This is a genomic window from Streptomyces sp. NPDC050549 (assembly GCF_040655035.1).
Taxonomy (GTDB): domain Bacteria; phylum Actinomycetota; class Actinomycetes; order Streptomycetales; family Streptomycetaceae; genus Streptomyces.
This window is the reverse complement of sequence record NZ_JBFAJD010000048.1, coordinates 46478-67227: the sequence shown is the minus strand read 5'-3', so window position 1 is coordinate 67227 and position 20750 is coordinate 46478. Positions and strand designations below refer to the sequence as shown.

The window sequence follows — 20750 nt, the reverse complement described above, 5'->3', positions numbered from 1 at the left end:
AGTAGACGACCGCGTCCACCCGGACCGTCACGTTGTCGCGGGTGATGCCCTCCTGCGCGGGCACCGGCATCGTGACGATCTGCATGTTGACCTTGCGGAGCTTGTCCACAAAGGGGACGACCATGGTGAACCCGGGTCCGCGCACCTCCGGCCGGAGCCTGCCGAGCCGGAACACCACTCCCCGCTCGTACTGTTTGACGACTCGCGCCGCCGCCATCGTGTACACCGCTCCGACGGACGCGAGTGTCACTCCCGCCGTCACCAGCTCCTCGACCATCACGGCCCCCCAGGGTCCGACGTGGGCGCATCAGGTGCCTGCTCCGATACCACGACGGTAACTCCGCGCTCCGCACAAGAGCGAGCCCCCGCACGCCAGTTGCGTACGGGGACTCACCCGCTGCCGGCTGCAGTCCGGAGCGGAAGAGATCAGGCGGACGTCAGCCGACGCTCACGCCGTAGTAGCTCAGGGCCTCGGTGACCGGCTGGAAGAAGGTCGTGCCGCCGGAGGTGCAGTCGCCGCTGCCGCCCGAGGTCAGACCGTAGGCCACGGTGCCGCCGTAGAGCGGACCGCCGCTGTCGCCGCCCTCGGCGCAGACCGTGGTCTGGATCATGCCGTAGACGATGTCACCACTGCCGTAGTTGACGGTGGCGTTCAGGGCGGTGACCCGGCCGCTGTGCGTGCCGGTGGTGGAACCGCGCCGGTAGACGGTCGTGCCCACGGCCGGGGTGGCCGCGCTGGAGATGGTCTGGCTGCCGACCGCGCTCGGGTGGGCGATCGAGGTGTTGGTGTACTTGACCAGCGCGAAGTCGTTGGTCGGGAAGCTGTAGCCGACGTTCGTGCCCAGCACCGTGGTGTGACCGGAGTTGGAGTACCAGGTGGAGGCGACCTCGCCGCAGTGCCCGGCGGTCAGGAAGTAGTACGTGCTCCCGCTGTGCACGTTGAAGCCGAGCGAGCAGCGGTACGCGCCGCCGTAGATGGCGTCGCCACCGGTGATCAGCTTCTTGAACTGACCGGCCGTGTGCTTGATGGTGATCGCGTCGGCGGTGCTGCCCGCCTGCGACTTGATCTTCGCGATCTCGGCCTGGGAGACCGTGCTGTCGACGGTGACGACGACACGGTTCGTCTTGCTGTCGACCGCCCAGGCGGTGCCCGGGACATCGGCCTTGAGCACGGACGAGTTGGCCGCGGAGAGCTGGGTCGCGCTGAACGTCCGGGCTTCGCTCGCGTTCGCGGTGGGGACGGCGAACGCTGCAGCGGCGACGAATCCGGTGGCCACGGCGATCAGCCCGGCCCGTCTCGCGATTCCGCTGCGGGGGGTGGTGCGCTTGATCCTCACGTTTCGTTCCCTCCTAGGGGAATTCGGGGGCCCGCGTGGGGTCGGGGCCCGTGAGGCGCAGTCGGGGGCGGGCGTCCGGTTTTCGAACAAGCCGTGTCCCTGACAAGCGCTGTGGGGGAGTATTCGACCGCGTGGCCGACGGGCGCAAGGGCGCCTTTCGGCCGTGCAGCCTTCAACTTGCCCACGATCTACGCGAGTTGATCACCCCTCCGCCGACCGCCACCTCACCGCCCACCAGGGCCGATGCCCGGTCTGCCGAAGGGTGCGCTCCCCCGCCTCGATCGCGAGGCCCAGCGTATTCCCCGGCGGCGGGAAAGGGCAGATGAAATGGTCGCCGAACGCGCACGGCGGGAGCACCACCCGGTTGAGGTCCACCGTCGTGCGCCCCTCGGCATCGGGCGCGTCCGGATACAGGAACCGGAACCGGTAACTGCTGTCCCCGCTCGTGGAGTCGGCGAACACCGCCCACAACCTGCCGTCGTCCTGCACCGCCACCTCCGACCCGCCGAGCCGGAAGGCGAGTTCACCCGAGAGCCCGAGCCCGCGCCGGACACCGTCCGCCGCGTCGATGCGCACGATGCGCCGTGTGTCGTACGGCGTGAAGCGCCCCGGCACCGAGAAGCGCGGATCGTAGGCTGTCGCCTCGATACCCCGGAACGCGCGCCGGGCAGCCGAGTCGGGGTCGTAGTCGCGCACGCACCAGGCGCCCTCGCGAATCAGGACGACCAGCCGGCGCTCGCCGAGGCCTACGCGGGCCGCGCCCACCGGGCCGGTGTCCACGCCGAGGCGGACCGAGCCGGTGAAGGGTTCCCCATCGAGGGTCAGTCCGGCCCATCACGTCCAAGTCGTGGATACGGCCCTTGTGTTCGCGCAGCCGCAGCCCCTCGGCGAGGAAGAAGAAGTCGAAGAGTCCGCGTTCGGCAGTGCGCGCGAGGTACTCGAACGAGGAGAAGGCGATCTGCGACCGCGACCGCGGATCGGCCCACACGGTGGTGCTGTTGACGCCTGGGAAGTGTGCCGCCAGATGGATCTTCCTGCGGGCTCGTACGGTCATGACGCTCCCCCGGCCACGGCGTACCGGTTGGCGGGCCGGGCCAGGCCCAGGTGCTCGCGGAGCGTGCTGCCCGGGTAGAACGTGCGGAACAGGCCCCGGTGTTGGAGCAGCGCGACCGTGCCGTTGACCAGCCGTTCCAGGTCGCGGCGGGGTTCGACGGGCGTGAGGTGGAAGCCGTCGGCGGTGCGGTCGCCGTGCCAGGCAGCGATCAGTTCGGCGAGGTCGACCGGGCCGCCCCGGTACAGCGGGCCGTGCGCGGTCTGCCGGGGGCCGCCCCCGCCGTGGCCCGGCTCGGCCGCGTGCTCGCCGTCGCCGAGGTCGACGACCAGGCTCACCAGGACCCGCAGGGTGTCGGGATCGCGGCCGAACTTCTCGGCGGACGCGCGCAGTTCGGCCCGTACGACACCTGCCTGCGCGGAACTCGCCGCGCGGACGAGGGCCACGTCGGCGAACCGGGCGGCCGTCCGACGGGCCTGGCCCTCGGTGGCGTCGACCACGCGGACCGGATGGCCCTGCGGGGGTCTGGGCACGGTCGAGGGGCCCTTGAGGGAGAACTCCGAGCCCTGGAAGTCGACGTAGTGGAGCTTGTCGCGGTCGACGAAGCGGCCGGTGGCGGTGTCCCGGATCTCGGCGTCGTCCTCCCAGCTGTCCCACAACTCGGCGACCACCTGGGCGACTTCGTCCGCCTCCTGCCACAGCGCGTCGGCGGGCGCGGCATGGCGGCGGCCGAAGAGCCGGGCCTCGCCCTCGGTGGTCGACACGTCGATCCGCCAGCCGGCCCGGCCCCGGCTGACCCAGTCGAGGGTCGCGACCGCGGCCTGGACATGGAAAGGCTCGGTGTGGGTGACGGTCACGGTGGGCACCAGGCCGATCCGGCCGGTCGCCGGGGCGACCCGGGACAGCACGGCGAGGGCGTCGGGGCCGGGGCGCGCGAAGGAGTCGTCGAGCGTCACGAAGTCGAGGCCGCCGCTCTCGGCGAGCCGCGCCAACTCGACGTAGGAGCCGGCGTCGTAGGCCGACCGCTGGTCGACGGCGGCGGCCAGATGCAGGCCCCGGCCGTGCGAGGAGGTCATGGGAGGGAAGCCTTCCTGTCGTTCGGGAGCACCTCTCCGGGAGCACCTCGGAGAGGGCCAAGTCCTCGATGAAGCCCGGGACTTCACCGACCGGCGCGGAACCTACGCGGCGGCCCGACACGCGAGGTCCCGCAGGAATGCCAGCACGGCCCGCGCGGTGGCGTCGTTCTGCCGGAAGGCGGGCCCACCGGTACGCGGCCGGGTGAAGGCGCCGGGGGTCCGGACCTCGGTGTAGGGGCCGAGCGCGAAGCGCCGGGGGTGCGGGCGCCCGGCCGCGTCCAGGATCCGGCCGTCGGTGCGGTCCACCCGCAGCAGCCCCTCCGGGGTCTCCACGGCGCCGTCGGCGTGCAGTTCACGCAGCAGCGGGTCGAGGGCGCGCCCGACGGTGGGCTCGGGCAGCCGTGCCTCGACGAGCGCCCGCGCCTCGACGGTGACGCCCGGCACGGTCGGACTGGACGCCCGGAACACCCCGTCCTCGGCGGCCACCGCCATGTCCGCGCCGACGAACCGCACGATGCCGGCCCGGGACAGCGCGAGCAGTTGGCGCAGCCGGGGTCCGGGCGGCCCGGAGGCGAGACAGCTGAAGAAGCCGTGCCACCGGGGTCCGATGTCCCCGAGCCGGATCAACTGCCCGTAGACGGAGAGCAGTCCGAGGAAGACCGCCAGGTCCGGGCTGCGGGAGGGATCGTGACGGCGGCTCAGATCAGCCTCGACGTACGCCCGCAGGCCCTCCTGGAACGCCTCCTGCGACGGGTACCGCACCCCGTGCAGCGGACGGTCGAGCGCCGCGAGGTCGAGCCGGTCGGCGGGATCGGGCACGACGGACGCCACGAGCGCCTCACGCTCCGCCGCGTCCCCGGCCGCGTACTTCTCCTCGAAGTCGGTCCAGGCGATCGTCGTCCGCTCGGGGTGCGTACCGAACAGCCGGTGATAGTGCGCGAACCCCAACTCCTTCTCGACCAGCGGCCATACGTCCCGCCGGAAGTCGAACCCCTCCGACCGCGCGAGCAGCGCGTCGACCTCCGCGGGTCCGAAGAACCGTGGCAGCGGCGGCCGTTCGCCGGTCCACTCGTAACCGATCTTCGAGTGGTACGGCACTCCGCGCCGCGAGCCGACGTACAGCACCGGCTCCTGGCCCGAGGGGACGTAGGTCTCGCCCTCGAAGTGTCCGTCCCGCCCCTCGGTGAGCAGCACCATCAGGTCGACGAAGGCGAGCCCGAAGCCGCGGACGATGACGCTCTCGCCGGGCGCGAGGGAGGTCAGGTCGCTGTCGGCGGTGAAGTCGGGCGGCAGGTGGACCAGGTCGTGGGCGCGGGCGTAGGCCGCCAACTCGCGCTGCTCGTCGTCGAGTTCGGCGTCGAGGTGGCCGATCGCGAGGACGACGAGGTCGGCGAGGAGCGGGCGCGGACGGCCCTCCAGCCACACCTGCTGGCGCCCCTCGCGCGAGCCGCTCACCCTGAGGGCGCGCCGCTGGTGGTGGTGGACGGTGACGCCCGGCGGCAGCGCGGCCACGGCCTCCTCGTGCACCCAGCGCAGATAAGCGCCCTGGAGCTGCCGGTCGGCGAAGGTGGAGCCCTCGATCTCCGCCCATTCGTGCAGCGTGGGGCCGGGGCGTACCGGGCCGTCCATGACCACCGTCTCGTCGGTGAACATGGTGACGTCCTCGGCGTGCGAGTTCATCCACAGCAGCGGCGACTGGGCCGCGCGCCAGATGCGTCCGGCGCCCGGCGGATGCGGGTCGACGAGGTGGACGTCGAAACCCTCGATGCCCGAACCGGCGTACAGCTCCGGCGCGTTGGCGGCGATGCGCTCGATGAGACCGGTCCCCCGCGGCCCGGCCCCGACGATCACGAGTGAGGGTTTTGCGCTCGGGGCGGCGGATACGGGGGCGGGAATGTCGGAAGACATGCGAAGACTCCGTGACGTGAGCAACACGGGCGGATGCCTTCACACAGGGCGCCTGGCGGCACCGTACGGCCGAGCCCCTCAGCAGGACCGTCCACCGACTGTACGGCGCCGTTTCCGCTCGCTGTCAAGGAAGTCCACACTGTGAGCAGTACGTCTCATCTCGGTTGACGCCCCACCGGATGCCTGTTCCACTTGGTTCATGCATCCGCAGCAGTGGCTGGTCAAGCGCTCCCACATCGACCTCGGTCGAGTGTGGTCGTCTTCCTGTTGAGCTGACCCACTGCGCGTCCCGGTCGCCGGAATCTCCCTCTGACCGTGCGCTTCACGTGTTCTCCCGTTCCACCCGTTCCGCCTTCACACGCACCCCTCCCCTCGGGTTCCGTCCGCACTTCCTCCACCACCCCTACCGCGTAAGCGCGGCCGTACGCCGTCGTGGTGCCGCCCGGACCCCGATCACCCGGTCCATCAGCGCACCGAGCACATCGCGTACGGAGTCCCGGTTCCGCGCGTCGCACTCCAGCACGGGCACCTCCGCGCTCAGCCCGAGCGCCTCCCGGACCTCCTCCACGTCGAACCGGTCGGCGCCGTCGAAGCGGTTCACGGCGAGGACGAAGGGCGCGCCCTGCGACTCGAAGTAGTCGACCGCCGGGAAGCAGTCCTCGATCCGCCGGGTGTCCACGAGGACGACCGTGCCGAGCGCGCCCTCCACCAGGTCGTCCCAGAGGAACGAGAACCGGTCCTGTCCGGGCGTCCCGAACAGATACAGGGTCATCGTCGGATCGAGCGTGATCCGTCCGAAGTCGAGGGCGACGGTCGTGGTGGTCTTCGCCTCGACCCCCACCAACGAGTCGACGCCCACGGAGACTTGGGTGATCGCCGCCTCGGTGTCGAGGGGTTCGATCTCCGAAATGGCCCCGATGAACGTGGTCTTGCCGACCCCGAGGCCGCCGCTGACCACGATCTTCACGGCCAGCGGCACGATCTTGTCAGAGCGCCCGGACATGGTCCCTGATCCTTTCGAGCATCGGGAGCGGCAGCTCCGCGGGTTGCCGGCAGGCGAGTTGCCCGGCGACGACGAGGTCGGAGATCAGCACCTTCGCCACTCCGAGAGGCACACCGACCCGGTGCGCGACCTCGGCGACGGTCGTCGGCCGCTCGCACACCGCGACGATGTGGCGCCGCTCGAAAGCGAGCGACGGATCCGGCACGCCGACGGCGACGACCAGCGTCTCCAGCCGCAGATCCGCCTGGAGAGGCTCGGACCGGCCGCCGGTGATGATGAACGGCCGGACGAACGTCGCGTCCTCTTCAGGTTCTACGTCCCTGGACTGTTCACCGTTCACCGTGGCAACGCCTGCCGCAGATCGGCGATGAGCGTCGGAGTGAGCAGATCACCCGCCCGCTCCGCGAGCACCGCCATCTCGTAGCCGACAAGGCCCAGTTCACCGCTGCTGTCGGCGAGGACACCGAGACAGCTGCCGTCCCGGATCGCCGAGACGAGCAGGAAACCCCGGCCCATCTCGATCATGATCAGCTTGACCCCGTCGAAGCTGTACCGCTTGGACGCACTGCGGGCCAGGCTGCTCAACCCCGAGACGATCGCGGCGAGATGGTCGGCCTCGGTCCGTCCGAGCCCGTCCGACACGGCGATCAGCAGTCCGTCGGAGGAGACGGCGACCGCGTCCCGTACGCCGTCGGTGCTCTTGACGAAGTTGGCGAGCAGCCAGTTGAAGGTCTGCGACTCGTGCTGGGTGTCGACGGCGGTCACTTGGCGGCACCCTCGTTCGTCTCGGCGTTCTGCTGCTTCTCCTTCTCGACGCTGATCCCGCCCCGCATGTGGGCGCTGCGCAGGGTGGAGAGCATCCCGGAGACCTGTTCGGGGGTCCGTTCCGGGTTGGGCGGTGCGGTGGGGGTGGTCCGGTCGGTCCGGTCGGTCTCGCTCACCGCTGCCGCGATACCGCTCCGCTGCGGCCTCTTGACCAGGCCGTTGCGGGTGCGCGCGGCGGACGAACCGCCCTTCGCGGCCACCGGGGCGACCGCCGGTTCGGGCTTCGGCTCCACGTCCGTCTCCGCCTTTCTCGGTGCCGGGACCGAGGGCTTCGCCTCGACCGCCTTCTCCGTCAGCAGCGCCGCCGGGATCAGCACCCGCGCGACCACACCGGCCGCCGGCGCCTCGCCGAGCCGTACCTCGATACCGCACTTGCGGGCCAGTGCGCCGACCACGAAGTGGCCCAGGAACCGGGTGGGTTCGGCCATGAAGCTGGCGGTCCCGGAGAGCCGTACGTTGGCCTCGGCGATGGCCTGGTTGTCCATGCCGAGCCCGTGGTCGACGATCGCGATCAGATAACCGGCGCTGGTGCGCCGCCCCTCGATCTCCACGTCGGAGTCCGGCGGCGAGAAGCTCAGCGCGTTCTCCACCAACTCGGCCAGCAGGTGGGCGATTTCGACGACGACGGAGCCGGTGACGAACGCGGGCTCGATCCGGCGCAGGGTGACCCGGCGGTACTCCTCGACCTCGGACAGCGCGGCGCGCAGCACGTCGTTGACCGCCAGCGGGGTGGACCAGGGACGGGGGCTGGACTCTCCGGCGAGCACGAGGAGGCTTTCGGCGTTGCGGCGCATACGGGTGGCCAGATGGTCGAGTTCGAAGAGGTTGGCGAGGGTCGCCGGGTCGGCGTCCTCGTGCTCCAGCTTGTTGATGAAACTGATCTGACGGCGCACCAGGTTCTGGTTGCGGCGGCCGAGGCTCACCAGGGAGTCGGTGGCGTTGCGCCGCAACACGGCCTGCTCGGTGGCGAGATCGAAGGCGGACCGCTGCACCCGGTCGAACGCCTCGGCCACCTCCCGGACTTCGGCCCCGGCCCGGTCGGCGACGACCAGCCGGGCGGGCGGCTGCGGCGCCGCCCCGGACGAGCCGTCCTGTACGGCGGCCACTGCCTGCGGCAGCCGGCTCCCGGCCACCTCCCGTGCCTGCTGGGCGAGTTCGACCAGCGGCGAGGAGACGGACCGGACGCAGTCGAGGGCCAGCGCACCGAGCGCGGCGACCGTGCCGAGCGCGAGCAGCAGGAACAGCAGCAGGTCGCGCTGGGCCGAACTCTCCAGCTGCGCGGCCCGGTTCTCGACATCGGTGCCGAGGCTGATCTGTACGCCGCGCATCCCGTTGATGGTGGAGGTCATCGAATCCCACCAGGCCATGGGCGGAATGGCGCTCGACTTCAGCTTCCCGGTGCCGTGCACCGCCTTGCTCTCGTACGCCAGGGCGCGCTCGGCGTCCGGCGTGGTCAGGGCGGTGTCCAGCCGCCGCTCCTGCACGGCGGTGGCCGACCGCGGGAAGGCGGCGAGGGCGGCGAGGCGTCCGGCGCGGATCTCCATGAACCGGCCGTAGTCGTCGCCGCGGAACTTCCCGGCGCGTACCGAGCCGAGCACGATGGCCCGCTCCTCGCCGGTGAACTCCTTTGCGTTGCCGAGGACTTGGAGGGCCTGGTAGGCGTCGCGCAGGGTGGCGTCGTGGACGTCTTCGAGGCCGAGGTCGAGCCGGTCGAGGACGGTGATGGTGGTGGTGAAGTAGTCGAAGGTGTCCTTCACCACGCCGGTGCGGTCGTCGGCGTCCTTGCGGATCCCGGCCAGGCCGTCGAGGCGGCCGAGGGACTCGCGCACGGAACCGGCGGCCGAGTCCTCGCGCCCCTTCAGGGCCACGTCCAGCTTCTGGCGCGCGGCGTCGGTCGCCTTGCGCTGCGCGGGCAGTTTGGCGTTGAACTGCCGGACCCCGCCGACGTATCCGGTGGTGAGCCCGCGCTCCTTCTGCAGTTCGTGCACGAGTCCCTGGAGGGTGATCTCCAGGCGGGCGTTGTCGGCGGTCGCGGAGGCGTTGCGGTAGGCGGAGATCTGCTCGGTGGCCGCGATGCCGAGCAGGGCGAGCAGGACCGCGAGGGCGAGGATCAGAATCCTCAGCAGCCTGGCGCGGATGCTGGTGGTCGCTTTTGTTGTGACGTCCACTGAAGTGCCTTAAGTGGGTGGTGAGTTGATCAAGAGTCGAACCTGAGGCAGAAATGGTTCTGCTCCCGCCCAACGACCCTCACGGCACACCGGTCACCGGATCATGTTTTTGTTTTACCGCGCCGAAACACGGACCGCCCGGCCTCGCAGGTCGGCAATGGCCCGCGAGTCGGCCGTATACAACGGTGATGACTGCCCGTCACCGTCACGGTCAGCAGTCGCAGCACGAGAGACATTCACAGCACTCGCAGCATTCACAGGCATCACAGCAGTCACAGTCGCAGCTGGAGCAGCACCCCTCGCGCCGCCGCCTCGACCACGGCCCCTCGAACTCGTCGGCACAGCACACCTTGCAGGTGCAGCACAGCCCGAGCGCGGCGGCACACCCCGCCCAGAAACCGCGCTTGTCGGGCCGCGGCGGCTCACCGCCGAAGGGATTACCGCCGTAGGGATTGCCGTCGTGGCGCGGATCGCCCGGCAGGTAGGGCGTCTGCGGCGGCCCGAAGGCGGCCTCGGGTCCATGGCCGCACGACTGTGTCCCGAAGGCCCGGTCCACCGAACGCCCCAGTTCGTGCGCGAGAAGCAGATGCGCCAACCTGCCGTCGGTGAAAGTCGTCTCCCGCAGCGCCAGCCGTATCCCGTGCAGCGCGTCGTCGGCCAGTCGGCGGGCCTCGGCGAGCGGGGTGCCGGTCGCGGTGAGCGGGTTCCAGGCACCCGACGCCGCGTCGGACTCCCGGTCCTCCACGGCGTCCAGGAGATGCGCGAGCCGGCCGAAGAGACGTCCGGCCTCGGCGAGCGGTACGGCGTTGCCCGGGCGTTTGGCCAGGAGCGCGGTGTGGGCGAAGGCGGCCGCGGTGGCCGTCTCGGTCGGTTCGGTGACGGTCAGGATCGGGGTGCCGGGCCCGGCGAGGGCCTCGACACCGAGCTGCCGGTCCACGGCGTCGACGAGGACGGCCGCGTCGAACCCGACATCAAGACCGGTCCGCGCCCCGGCCCGCCCCCAGCTCCCCGCGACGCGCCGCGCGGCCAGCGCCACCGGCCTGCGGGCCAGCAGCCCGTCCCCGTCGGCGACATGGTCACGCACCTTGGCGGAGGCGAGCACCAGCGAGACGGCCGCCGCGAGGCGCGCTCCCTCGCCCTGGGCGACGGACGCGGTCCGCATCCCGCGCAACGGACAGGGCCCGGCCGTACGCCGCCATCCGCCGCCTTCCCGCTCGACCTGAGCCTCCGTCAGGACCGAGAGCAGCAGTCCGTCGTAGTTGGTGACGACGCGCGCGAGCTGCCCGTGATCTCCGCGCAGTGCGAGGCACAACCCGCACAAGTGCGCCATCCACTGGGCCTTGAGGCTTTCTCCGAGCCGATGACTGCAGGGCCTGACCATTCCGAACACGACGATCCCCCGTGGCGTGTACGACATCTGACGTGGCGTTCGCTACGACACCCGGAGGGGCGTTGAGCAGCCGCAGCGTATCGACCACTCCGTTCACCCGTACGCACCAGCCATCACCCGGACGCCGGGAAGAATCATATTTCACTCTCAGTCAGCAGCCCTGTGCGGCAACACCCTTGATACACGGGGGCCCTCGACGTATTGGCTGTGCACCAGTAGCGTCACAAACCCCCCGCGCGGCGTCTATCCACTTGGCGCGCGATCCGCATCATGGATGACCATAGGGATGCGGATAGCAATAAAGACCGCTGTGAGAGGAGGCGTCCATGGGATCGGTACGCAAGGCGAGTGCCTGGCTTGGGCTCGTTGACGACAACGATGACGAGCGCTACTACGACGACGACTACTCCGAAGGGACCGAGCAGCCCGGGGATGCCTGGGTGACGGACCCGCGAGTGAAGGTGGCCTCGGACGTCGCCGAGGTGAAGGGCCGGCGCATCGGCACGGTCACCCCGGACAGCTTCCGGGACGCCCGAGCCATCGGCGAGCTGTTCCGGGAAGGGGTTCCGGTGATCGTGAACCTCACGGCGATGGAGGCGACCGACGCCAAGCGCGTGGTCGACTTCGCGGCCGGCCTGACCTTCGGCCTGCGCGGCACCATCGAGCGGGTCGCGAACCGTGTCTTCCTGCTGACCCCCGCCAACACCGAGATCGTCAGCGGCGACCCGGTCGCGCGCCGCGAGGACGGTTTCTTCAACCAGAGCTGAGGCAGGGCCGCTCATCGGCCCTGCCTCCCGCAGGGTTGAAAAGGACTTCGGGTCTTCCTACCGGAAGGCGTCGAGTCCGGTGAGCGCCTTGCCCAGCACGAGCTGGTGCATCTCGACGGTGCCCTCGTACGTGAGCACCGACTCCAGGTTCGTCGCGTGCCGCATCACCGGGTACTCCAGCGAGATCCCGTTGGCACCGAGGATCGTCCGTGCCGTACGGCAGATCTCGATGGCCTCCCGTACGTTGTTGAGCTTGCCGAAGCTGACCTGCTCGGGACGCAGGCGCCCGGCGTCCATGCGCCGCCCCAGGTGATGGGCGAGCAGAATCCCCTTGTGCAGTTCGACCGCCATGTCGGCGAGCTTGGCCTGGGTGAGCTGGAAGCCGCCGATCGGCCGCCCGAACTGCTCCCGGGTCTTCGCGTATTCGACGGCGGACTCGAAGGAAGCGCGCGCCGCGCCCATCGCACCCCACACGATTCCGTAACGAGCGTGCGACAGACAGCTCAGCGGCCCCTTCAGCCCGACGACCTCCGGCAGCACCGCATCGGCCGGCAACCGCACGTCGTCGAGGACGAGTTCGCTGGTCACGGACGCACGCAGCGACCACTTGTGCTTGATCTCGGGCGCGGAGAAACCGGCGGCGTCGGTGGGTACGACGAACCCGCGGATCCCGTCGTCGGTCTGCGCCCACACGACGGCGACGCCGGCCACCGACCCGTTGGTGATCCACATCTTCCGGCCGTTGAGCACCCAGTCGCCGCCGTCCCGCTTGGCATACGTCCGCATCGCGCCCGGGTCCGAGCCGTGGTCGGGCTCGGTCAGCCCGAAACAGCCGATGACCTCACCGGAGGCCATGCGCGGCAGCCAGGCCTGCTTCTGCTCCTCGCTGCCGAAGCGGTGGATGGCGTACATGGCGAGGGACCCCTGCACCGACACGAGCGACCGGATCCCGGAGTCGGCGGCCTCCAACTCCAGGCAGGCGAGCCCGTATTGCACGGCGGTGGCACCGGCGCAGCCGTACCCGTCGAGCGACATCCCGAGCGCCCCGATACCGCCCAACTCCCGCGCGAGCTCCCGGATCCCGGGCAACTCGCCCTTCTCGTACCACTCGGCGACGTACGGCAGCACCTTGTCGGCGGCCCACGCGCGAACGGTGTCCCGGATCGCCAGGTCCTCGGGGTCGAGCAGGTCGTCGATGCCGAGGGGGTCGGCGGGGTTGAAGGGGGGCAACTTCGAGGACGAGGACGCAGCCATGCAGGGCCTCCGAAATCTAAGAAAACTACCACTGCTAGTTACAATAACGGACCCGTGGCCGCCGACGGCCAGGAACCGTGGCGGGAGACGTCCACCCTTCAAACGCCCGTCGCGGGCGGCACGTGGGTGGGAGATGTTGTTCAGGCCGAGATGCGGGACTCGGCTACTTCCCGAGGGGCGGGCACGGCGACCAGAGGTGCCTCGCACTGCATGATGCGGGGCAACCGCAACGCCATCACCGCGCCCAGCAGCAGCAGGCCCGCACTGACCAGGAGCGTGACGTGCAGGCCGTGCACGAAGGCGTGCCGCGCCGCGTCGCGCAGGGCGGCGCCACGCACTCCACCGAGACGCGACGCCACGTCGTACGCCTCGCCCAGTGAATGGCCCGCCGAGGCCGACGCGGAGGTCGGCACCCCGGGTACGGACCGCAGTCCGGGCGCGTACGCCGCGTTCATGACGCTGCCGAGGAGCGCGATGCCGATGCCGGCGCCGAGTTGGTAGGAGGTCTCGCCGATCGCCGCCGCGCCGCCCGCCTGGGCCTGCGGTGCCTCGCTCAGCATCGACTCGTACGCCCCGAAGAGCGTCATCTCCAGTCCGAACCCGAGCAGCAGGAACCCGAAGAGCAGCAGCCCGGTGTTGTCCCGGCCGCCCATCGCGGTGAGCGTCAGTACCGAGAACGCGGTCAGGCAGAAGCCGAAGCACACCATCCGGCGCGGGCCGAAACGCCGGAGCATCCGCGCCCCGAACAGCCCCGCCGCCATCGCCGCGAACGTCAGCGGCAGCAGCCGTAGACCCGTCTGGAGGGGCGACAGGCCCAGGACCAGCTGCAGGTACTGGGCGGCGATCAGTTCCAGACCCACCAGGGCGAGCATCGCCAGCACGATGCAGCCGACGGAGGTGCTGAACGCCGGCCTGCGGAACATGCTCAGGTCCACCAGCGGATGCGTACGGCGCCGTTGCCGTCGTACGAAGAGAACCATCAGCACAGCTCCCACGAGCAGCGGGGCCACGGTCCAGGCGCTGTGCACGGGCTCTCCGCCGCCGAGCCGCTTGACGCCCAGGACGACTCCGAAGAGTCCGCCGGCGGCCATCAGCGCGCCGACGACGTCCCACGGGCCGTTGCGGTCGCCCCTGGACTCGGGGAGCAGGAGGCGGCCGATCGGCAGGCTGATCAGCATCAGGGGGATGTTGACCAGGAAGACCGAGCCCCACCAGAAGTGTTCGAGGAGGAAACCGCCGAGCAGCGGACCCACCGCCGCGCCGACCGCCGCCACCGCGCTCCACACGCCGATCGCCACCGCGCGCTCGCGCCGGTCGGGGAAGACCTGGCGGAGGATCGACAGCGTGGCCGGCATGATCATCGCGCCGCCGACGCCGAGCAGCGCCCGCGCGAGGATCAGGACCTGGGCGTCATGGGCGCAGGCGGCCAGGCCGGAGGCGATGCCGAAGAGGCCGTAGCCGAGGAGCAGGATCCTTCTGCGGCCGACGCGGTCGCCGAGCGTGCCGAAGAGGATGAGCAGCGAGGCGCAGACCAGCGGATAGACGTCGACGATCCAGAGCAGCTCTATCGCGCCGGGTTTGAGGTCCTCGGTGACGGCGGGCACCGCGACATGGAGCACGGTGGCGTCGAGCGCGACGAGGAGCAGGCTGACGCAGAGGACGACGAGGACGACCCAGCGGTTGGCACCGGCCCCGGCCGCCCGACGGCGCAGCGCTGCGGCGGCCGTGGTCGTCCCGGACATGTACTACCTCCCAGATGTTCCCTCGCGTTCGGCGGGCTCACGGGGTGGGGACTCCCCGTGACTGCGGCCGGAGAGGAGCGGTGTCTCCGACCCGCGCAACGAAGGCGAGTGAGCCGTCAGCGTACGCGAGTTCACGTCAATGCCACGTGGCGGACCTCTCACACTCCCCGGACAACACGTGTGGCGTACACCACTCCCCCTCCCATGGACCACGCCCCACCGGGCCTGCCGGTTCTGCACCCCGTCGATAATCGGGCCCGTGACCGATCTTGAAGCACCTCTGCGCCGGGCGGCCCCTGCCCTCCTCGGGTACGCCGCCGTCCGCGCCCTGGGCCTGGTGGTGCTCGCGGTGTGGAGCGCGGCGCGCGGCAAGAGCGCCCACACCTTGCTGACGGCGCGCTGGGACGCCCTCTGGTACACCCGGGTCGCCGACCTCGGTTACGGCTACGAGGTGCGGCTCCCGAACGGCGACGTCCACTCGAACCTCGCCTTCTTCCCGCTGCTGCCCTGGCTGGAAAGGTTCCTGCACGCGGTCTCCCCGCTGTCGTACGCCGACGGCGGTCTGGTGGTGAGCGTGCTCGCCTCGCTCGCGGCGGCCTGGGGGATCTTCGCGGTCGCCGAGCATGTCCACGGCCGTCGCGTGGGCGTGTGTGCCGTGCTGCTGTGGGCCGTGCTGCCTGTGGGGATCGTGCAGTCGATGGCGTACAGCGAGTCGCTGTTCACGGCGCTCGCCGCCTGGTCGCTGTACGCCGTCCTGACCGGTCGCTGGCTGACGGCGGGCACTCTGGCGCTGTTCGCCGGTCTCACACGGCCCGTGGGGCTCGCCGTGGTGGCCGCGGTGTGGGTCGCCGGCGTCACCTCTGTCGTCGGTGTCAGCTCTGCCGTCGGCGCCGGCTCTTTCGTGCGGGACGGCAGCGCGGCGCCCGCGCCCGGCGCGCGGAACTGGCGATGCGCCCTCGGGTTGGCGCTCGCGCCCCTGGGTGCCGCCGGATACGTCCTGTGGGTCGGCCACCGCACCGGAAAGGGTCCGCTGGGCTATCTCGACGTCCAGGCGGGCTGGCGCAACGGTTTCGACGGCGGCGCCGCCTTCGCCCGTTTCGTCGGCGAGAAGTTCACCTCGTTCCCCTCGGCCCTGGCCGGGGTCGGGCTGATCGTCGGGGTCGGGCTGGTGGTCTGGCTGTACGTCGTGGGCGTCCGGCAGGGCCAGCCGCTGCCGCTCCTGGTGTACACCGGCGTCGTCACCGCGCTCGCGCTGTGCGCGTCGAGCTACTTCGGCTCGAAACCGCGCCTGCTGATGCCCGCATTCCCCCTGTTGTTCCCTCTCGCACTCGCCCTGGCGCGGCTGCGTACCTCCAGGTCAGCGTGGGTGGTGGGCGGTGTCGCGATGGCGTCGGCCGTGTACGGGGCGTTCTGGCTGAACGGCTCCGGCCCGCCATGATCCACCCCGGGAACCGGTGAGCGTCCGGCTAATTTCACCCCAGCGTTTGGTGAACTAATTCATAAGTGCCATAAAACTGGGGCCCGACATGATCAAAGGAATTGAAGGACGGAGCCGCCGGGGATTGCGGAATCCTCGGAAATAAACCTGCCTCTGAGAGCTTTCCCACATCACATCGTCATCACAAAGCCGCTGATTCGACAGGCATCCACACTCACTCGCTGTAACGTCGATTGGGTGCGTACCGAACGAAACCTCACCCGTCTGGACCGGGTGTTCGCGAGGCTGGACCGGGAACCGGAACGGCCGGCCAACATCGATGTGCCGAAGATGAGCCGGCACAGGGTCGTGCTCTTCGCGGCGACCCTGGCCTTCTATCTGGCCATCGTGTGGCTTGTCGTGACCACCTCCTGGCTGGTCCGGTTCGACTGGCAGGTCATGTTCTTCCGGCCGTACCAGCAGTGGGCCGGCATCCACTGGTTCGTCGACTACTACGTGGTGCTGGGCCAGCGCGGCCCGACCGCGGTGATGGTCGCGGCCTGGCTGGGCTGGCGCTCGTGGCGGCAGCACACACTGCGCCCGCTGCTCACCCTGGGCACCCTGCTGCTGCTGCTGAACATCACGGTCGGCGCCGCCAAGCTCGGCATGGGCCGCCTCGGCCCGCACTACGCCACCGTCATCGGCTCGAACGAGATGGGCCTCGGCGGCGATATATTTCCCAGCGGCCACACCGCCAACGCGGTCGTGACCTGGGGAATTCTGGCGTATCTGGCCTCTACGCCGAGAGCCCGCCGGTGGTTGTCCGCCGCGTCCGCCGTGACCTCGCTCGGCGTCGGTCTCGCCACGGTCTACCTCGGTACGCACTGGCTGAGCGACGTGCTGCTCGGCTGGGCCGCCGGGCTGCTGGTGCTGCTCGCCCTCCCGTGGTGCGAGCCGCTGATCGCGCTGGCCGAGACCCGCATCTTCGACTACCGCGACCGCTGGCGCGCCCGCCGCGGCCGTACCGCGCCCGCCCCGGTGCCGGCGTCCCCCGTCCCCGCGCCCGTACTGCTCAAGCCGCGTGCCTCCTCCTCGGGCGACGAGGTGCCGGCGGCCCGCGAGACGGTCACCACGAGCCGTTCGGCGCGGCCTCCCGCCCATCTCGCGCCGAGCCCGCACACGATCCGCTCGGAGCGCACCCCGGTCACCCCGATCGGCAGCCGCCGCCCGCCGCACCCGGAACGGGTGGCACGTGGCACCACCGCGGCGACGGCCCGGCCGGCGGCGGGCGGCTGACCCACCGAACCGCGGGGCCGGTACGCACAACCCATCCCCGCACGACGAAGGCCCCGGTTCCTCCTGCGGAACCGGGGCCTTCGTGACGTGCTCGTTCAGCCCTTCCAGGCGCGTACCACCGTGCCGTCCTTCACCTCGAAGTTGAGCCGGCCCACGCGGTACTCCATGGTGATGATCGCCCCCGGCGGCAGCGACCGCACGGTCGACCACCCCCGTTCCCGCGCGAGCCGCTCGGCCTCGGGCGCGTCGAGGCCGACATAGGTGTCCGGACTGTCCTGGGGCTCCGCCGGTGGAGTCGGAATGGGTGCCATGCGCGCCACGCTAGCCCCTCTCCCGCTCTCCATGACCCTCTCCGGTCACACTTCTGTCACAGGATCAGGACGTGTGTTTTGTTCTCCGTGACATCAGCTGCTGCCGCAGCGGGCCTCACACGTATGAGCGGTTCCGGACGTCTTGCGCGGCCATTCGAACGTAATTCCCGCGTGTCGGTCCGGCCTGTCGAATAGCTCTGCGGAAATTTCCGCGAGAACCGGCCGGGCGCCCCATTCCATTCCGATTCCGTGCCGTACGGCGGGAGCTGACGCCGCATAAGTGTTTCACCGTTCCGGCACAGAATCGCCGTGCGGCCCCCGGCCGGCCCGCTCCAGCGCCCGGGACAGCCGGTCCCTGGCCGTCCTGATCGCCCCGGTCAGCTCGACCGGCTCCAGGACCTCGAACTCGAAGCCCGTCATCACCACATGGATCACCATCACATCGAGGTTCGGCGCCCCGGTCCGCAGCAGACAGGCGTCCGGCCCGTCGGCCTCCAGGGTCCCGGAGGACGGTGAGATCCGCTCGGCGGCCCGCTCCAGCGGTACGAGCAGCCGGACGACGGCCTGCGAGGCGTACGCGCGCGTGGAGACCCCTTTCGAGACGTACGCGGCGAGATCCTCCGCCGGTGGTTCGCGCGGGGTGAAGCGCGGCCCGTGCGGCGGCCGGGGCGTGACGCGGTCGACGCGGAAGGTCCGCCAGTCCTCGCGGTCCAGGTCCCAGGCGACCAGGTACCAGCGGCGCTCGGTGCACACCAGGCGGTGCGGTTCGACGGTACGGCGGGTGGGGACGCCGTCGTGGCTCTCGTACTCGAAGCGCAGCCGCTCTGCGTCCCGGCACAGGGCGGCCAGCTCGGTCAGTACGGCCGGGTCCACGGCGGACGGGAGGGTGTTGTGCAGCATCGGCACGGTGAAGGCGTTGAGGGCGCCCACCCGGCGGCGCAGCCGGTTCGGGAGGACCTGCTCCAGCTTGGCGAGGGCGCGTACCGAGGTCTCGCCGATGCCCTCGATGCCCTGCCCGGCGGCGGTCCGCAGGCCGACCGCCACGGCCACCGCCTCGTCGTCGTCCAGCAGCAGCGGCGGCAACTCGGCGCCCGCGCCCAGCTGGTAACCGCCGCCCGTGCCGGGACTGGCGTTGACGGGGTAGCCCAGCTCCCGCAGCCGGTCGACGTCCCTGCGCACGGTGCGCGGGGTGACCCCGAGCCGGTCGGCCAGGTCGGCGCCGGACCATTCGCGGTGGGCCTGGAGCAGCGAGAGCAGACGCAGGAGTCGTGCCGAGGTCTCCAACATGGTCGAAGTCTGTATCAAGGGTGGTCCGGATCAAGGGCTGTACGGGAGTTGGGGCACCTCGAAACAAGTGCTGTTCATGTCGCCCTGCGGGACCCACCCCCTTCCGTCCTGCCATCGTGCGACCGACAGACACGTCCTGCGCGTCCGCGGCGGTTCGGCGAGCCGCTCGAAGGAGACGGGAACCAGCAGGCCGTCGGCGGTGTAGTTCTCGCTCCGGTTCATGAATCCGTCGACGCACGCGCGCGTGACGCCCGTTTTCGCGCAGGCCTTCGCCGCGTCCGTGAACCACATCGCCGCCGCCCAGCCCTCCAACTGCCATTGGGAATGCGTCTTCAGTCCCTTGGTCGCCTCCCGGAACTCCCGTACGGCCGGCTGCGACAGGTCGTCGAAGTCACGGCTGGACCCGGCCGCCCACAGGGCGTTGCGGCAGCGCGGCGAGTTCTTGTAGTCCTCCGGGACGGTGGATGTCCAGTTCTGTACGTTCGTCACCTTGGCGACGACCTTCGCGCCGACCTGGTCCATCGCCGCGCACAACTGGGCGTTCCCGTGCGTGTCGAGGGCGTCGAAGACGAGGTCCGCGCCCTGCTGCTTCAGGTCGGCCGCCGCCGCGCGGAAGTTGGGCAGCGCGAAGTCGACCTGCTCGGGAACGACCTTGTAGCCCTCGGCCTTGAGCCCCTGCTCGACGAGCCGGGCGTAGGCGGCGGACGCGGCCTGGTTGTACGACACGACGGCGGCGGTACGGGCGCCCCGCTCGCGCTTGAAGTACCGGTAGACCTCCGTGCCGCCGTACAGCTTCCCGCCCCAGCCCGGGGTGCCCGTGCGGGGCGCGAGGCTGCCGTAGATGCCGTAGAGGTGCGGCCAGGTGTCGTAGGCGGCGCCGATGGGCTGGCCGCCGATGTCGGGCACGCGCGCGTGGGAGACGCGGGAGGCGCCCGCGTAGTCGAAGGCGGTGGTCGCGACCAGGGCGACGACCTTGTCCTCGTCGATCAGCCTGTGCACGCACTCGTTGTTGCCGACCCCGCTGCCGCCGTCGTCGCACAGCCGCACCTCGACCCGGCGCCCGGCGATGCCCCCGCGCGCGTCGACGCGGTCGAAGTACGCCTGGGCGCCGTCGCGGGGGCCGGTGAAGATGTCGCCGCCGACCGGGCTGGTCGCGCTGGTGATGATCCCGACCCGGATCGGTGTGCCGGTGCTCGGCGCGGGCGGACGGGTGTCGCCGTGCTCGAAGTCGCTCTCCGGGAGACGGCTGCCGCAGGCCGTGCCCACCAGGAGCAGCAGTACCGCGGCAGCAGCCTCAGCAGCCCGACCCGGGCGACGGCGAGGCATCGCCGCTCAACGCCACCAGCGCGCACAGGGTGTTGACGGACACCTTCCAGGTGCCGCCCTGCTCGACGGAGGTTCCGGAGGCGTCCGGCAGGGCGGTGGCGCCGTTGAGGGTCAGCGTGTAGGTCACGGTCGCCTTGTCCGCCTTGGTGAACACGACCTTGGTGACCTCCGCCTGTACCTGCCCGCCGCGTTTGTCGCCGTTGAACGCCTTCAGCACCGCGCCCATCTTGTCGCCGTTCTCCAGGACGGCTTGTTTGTCCTTGGTGGAAGAGGCCGGGTCGAAGAACTTCTTCCAGTTGGCCTTGATCCGGGCCGTGGCGGTGGCCGGGTCGGCGGGCGCGGTCGCCGGCGCGCTCGTGGTCCGCTCGACGGACGGGGTGGGCGGCGGCGCGCCGCTGCCGCCCCCGCTGTCGTCGCTGCAGGCCGCCAGCGCGGGGCCGAGCGCGAGCACGAGGGCGGCCGTAACCGCCGTGCCCCGCACGCGCCTTGTGTTCCTTCGCCTGAGGTCGCTCCCGAGAACCATCTGGCTCACCGCCGGGTGTCGGTCCGGGCCGTGCGCGCCCGGTGTTTTCAGGTCGGGTGTCAGAAGGCA

18 protein-coding genes and 2 pseudogenes are annotated in these 20750 nt (G+C 70.7%); 3 read left to right on the top strand and 17 right to left on the bottom strand.

The genetic code is table 11. The features are described 5' to 3' along the window. The 11 genes and pseudogenes from AB0I51_RS42005 to AB0I51_RS41955 form a co-directional block, all read right to left on the bottom strand. Positions 1 to 277 (bottom strand): SPFH domain-containing protein (locus tag AB0I51_RS42005; RefSeq protein ID WP_362983694.1); only part of this gene is annotated, 277 nt, incomplete at its 3' end. Between the two features lie 160 nt (positions 278 to 437). Continuing rightward, positions 438 to 1337: a S1 family peptidase gene (locus AB0I51_RS42000; protein WP_362983692.1), complete on the bottom strand. Its 900-nt coding sequence runs from the start codon at positions 1335 to 1337 to the stop codon at positions 438 to 440. Positions 1338 to 1538: 201 nt separating this feature from the next. After that, a pseudogene (locus tag AB0I51_RS41995) lies at positions 1539 to 2165 on the bottom strand (DUF1684 domain-containing protein); the annotation flags it as partial. Further along, positions 2164 to 2391 (bottom strand): annotated as a pseudogene (locus tag AB0I51_RS41990) (F420-dependent methylene-tetrahydromethanopterin reductase); the annotation flags it as partial. The pseudogenes AB0I51_RS41995 and AB0I51_RS41990, both read right to left, overlap by 2 nt. Next, entirely contained in the window at positions 2388 to 3464 is a 1077-nt protein-coding gene (locus tag AB0I51_RS41985; protein WP_362983690.1) for an LLM class flavin-dependent oxidoreductase, read from the bottom strand. The pseudogene AB0I51_RS41990 and the gene AB0I51_RS41985, both read right to left, overlap by 4 nt. 102 nt (positions 3465 to 3566) lie before the next feature. After that, positions 3567 to 5372: an FAD/NAD(P)-binding protein gene (locus AB0I51_RS41980; protein WP_362983688.1), complete on the bottom strand. Its 1806-nt coding sequence runs from the start codon at positions 5370 to 5372 to the stop codon at positions 3567 to 3569. Positions 5373 to 5775: 403 nt separating this feature from the next. Further along, positions 5776 to 6375: an ATP/GTP-binding protein gene (locus AB0I51_RS41975; RefSeq protein ID WP_362983686.1), complete on the bottom strand. Its 600-nt coding sequence runs from the start codon at positions 6373 to 6375 to the stop codon at positions 5776 to 5778. Beyond that, entirely contained in the window at positions 6359 to 6715 is a 357-nt protein-coding gene (locus AB0I51_RS41970; protein WP_043681268.1) for a DUF742 domain-containing protein, read from the bottom strand. Before AB0I51_RS41970 ends, AB0I51_RS41975 begins: the two co-directional genes overlap by 17 nt. Further along, positions 6712 to 7140 (bottom strand): roadblock/LC7 domain-containing protein, encoded by a 429-nt coding sequence (locus tag AB0I51_RS41965; RefSeq protein WP_362983684.1) that lies wholly within the window; start codon positions 7138 to 7140, stop codon positions 6712 to 6714. The genes AB0I51_RS41970 and AB0I51_RS41965 overlap by 4 nt, the downstream gene beginning before the upstream one ends. Next, the gene (locus tag AB0I51_RS41960; RefSeq protein ID WP_362983682.1) at positions 7137 to 9368 is read right to left on the bottom strand and encodes a nitrate- and nitrite sensing domain-containing protein; all 2232 of its coding nucleotides are present in this window, start codon (positions 9366 to 9368) and stop codon (positions 7137 to 7139) included. Before AB0I51_RS41960 ends, AB0I51_RS41965 begins: the two co-directional genes overlap by 4 nt. A 211-nt stretch (positions 9369 to 9579) precedes the next feature. Continuing rightward, the gene (locus tag AB0I51_RS41955) at positions 9580 to 10758 is read right to left on the bottom strand and encodes a DUF5685 family protein (RefSeq protein WP_362983707.1); all 1179 of its coding nucleotides are present in this window, start codon (positions 10756 to 10758) and stop codon (positions 9580 to 9582) included. A gap of 326 nt (positions 10759 to 11084) precedes the next feature. Between AB0I51_RS41955 and AB0I51_RS41950 the strand changes: the two genes are divergently transcribed. Next, entirely contained in the window at positions 11085 to 11525 is a 441-nt protein-coding gene (locus AB0I51_RS41950; RefSeq protein WP_019074897.1) for a cell division protein SepF, read from the top strand. Between the two features lie 57 nt (positions 11526 to 11582). Here the strand turns inward: AB0I51_RS41950 and AB0I51_RS41945 are convergent, their stop codons facing one another. After that, the gene (locus AB0I51_RS41945) at positions 11583 to 12779 is read right to left on the bottom strand and encodes an acyl-CoA dehydrogenase family protein (protein ID WP_362983680.1); all 1197 of its coding nucleotides are present in this window, start codon (positions 12777 to 12779) and stop codon (positions 11583 to 11585) included. 140 nt (positions 12780 to 12919) lie between these two features. Next, positions 12920 to 14521 carry an MFS transporter gene (locus AB0I51_RS41940; protein WP_362983678.1) on the bottom strand — a complete coding sequence of 534 codons (1602 nt, stop codon included), beginning with the start codon at positions 14519 to 14521 and terminating at the stop codon, positions 12920 to 12922. Positions 14522 to 14780: 259 nt separating this feature from the next. Between AB0I51_RS41940 and AB0I51_RS41935 the strand changes: the two genes are divergently transcribed. Then, complete coding sequence (locus tag AB0I51_RS41935; RefSeq protein ID WP_362983677.1) at positions 14781 to 15959, top strand: hypothetical protein; 1179 nt, start codon at positions 14781 to 14783, stop codon at positions 15957 to 15959. A gap of 237 nt (positions 15960 to 16196) precedes the next feature. Beyond that, positions 16197 to 17234 carry a phosphatase PAP2 family protein gene (locus tag AB0I51_RS41930; RefSeq protein WP_362983675.1) on the top strand — a complete coding sequence of 346 codons (1038 nt, stop codon included), beginning with the start codon at positions 16197 to 16199 and terminating at the stop codon, positions 17232 to 17234. A gap of 95 nt (positions 17235 to 17329) precedes the next feature. Here AB0I51_RS41930 and AB0I51_RS41925 read toward each other — a convergent pair whose 3' ends face one another. The 4 genes from AB0I51_RS41925 to AB0I51_RS41910 all read right to left on the bottom strand — a co-directional run bounded on the left by AB0I51_RS41925 (position 17330) and on the right by AB0I51_RS41910 (position 20681). Then, positions 17330 to 17545: an I78 family peptidase inhibitor gene (locus AB0I51_RS41925; protein ID WP_362983673.1), complete on the bottom strand. Its 216-nt coding sequence runs from the start codon at positions 17543 to 17545 to the stop codon at positions 17330 to 17332. Positions 17546 to 17830: 285 nt separating this feature from the next. Then, positions 17831 to 18832, bottom strand: coding sequence for a YafY family protein (locus tag AB0I51_RS41920; RefSeq protein ID WP_362983671.1), 1002 nt, complete (start codon positions 18830 to 18832; stop codon positions 17831 to 17833). Positions 18833 to 18862: 30 nt separating this feature from the next. Next, on the bottom strand, positions 18863 to 20158 hold the full coding sequence (locus AB0I51_RS41915; RefSeq protein WP_362983669.1) for an ABC transporter substrate-binding protein: 1296 nt from the start codon (positions 20156 to 20158) through the stop codon (positions 18863 to 18865). Continuing rightward, positions 20127 to 20681 (bottom strand): hypothetical protein, encoded by a 555-nt coding sequence (locus AB0I51_RS41910; protein WP_362983667.1) that lies wholly within the window; start codon positions 20679 to 20681, stop codon positions 20127 to 20129. The genes AB0I51_RS41915 and AB0I51_RS41910 overlap by 32 nt, the downstream gene beginning before the upstream one ends. Positions 20682 to 20750: the final 69 nt, after the last annotated feature.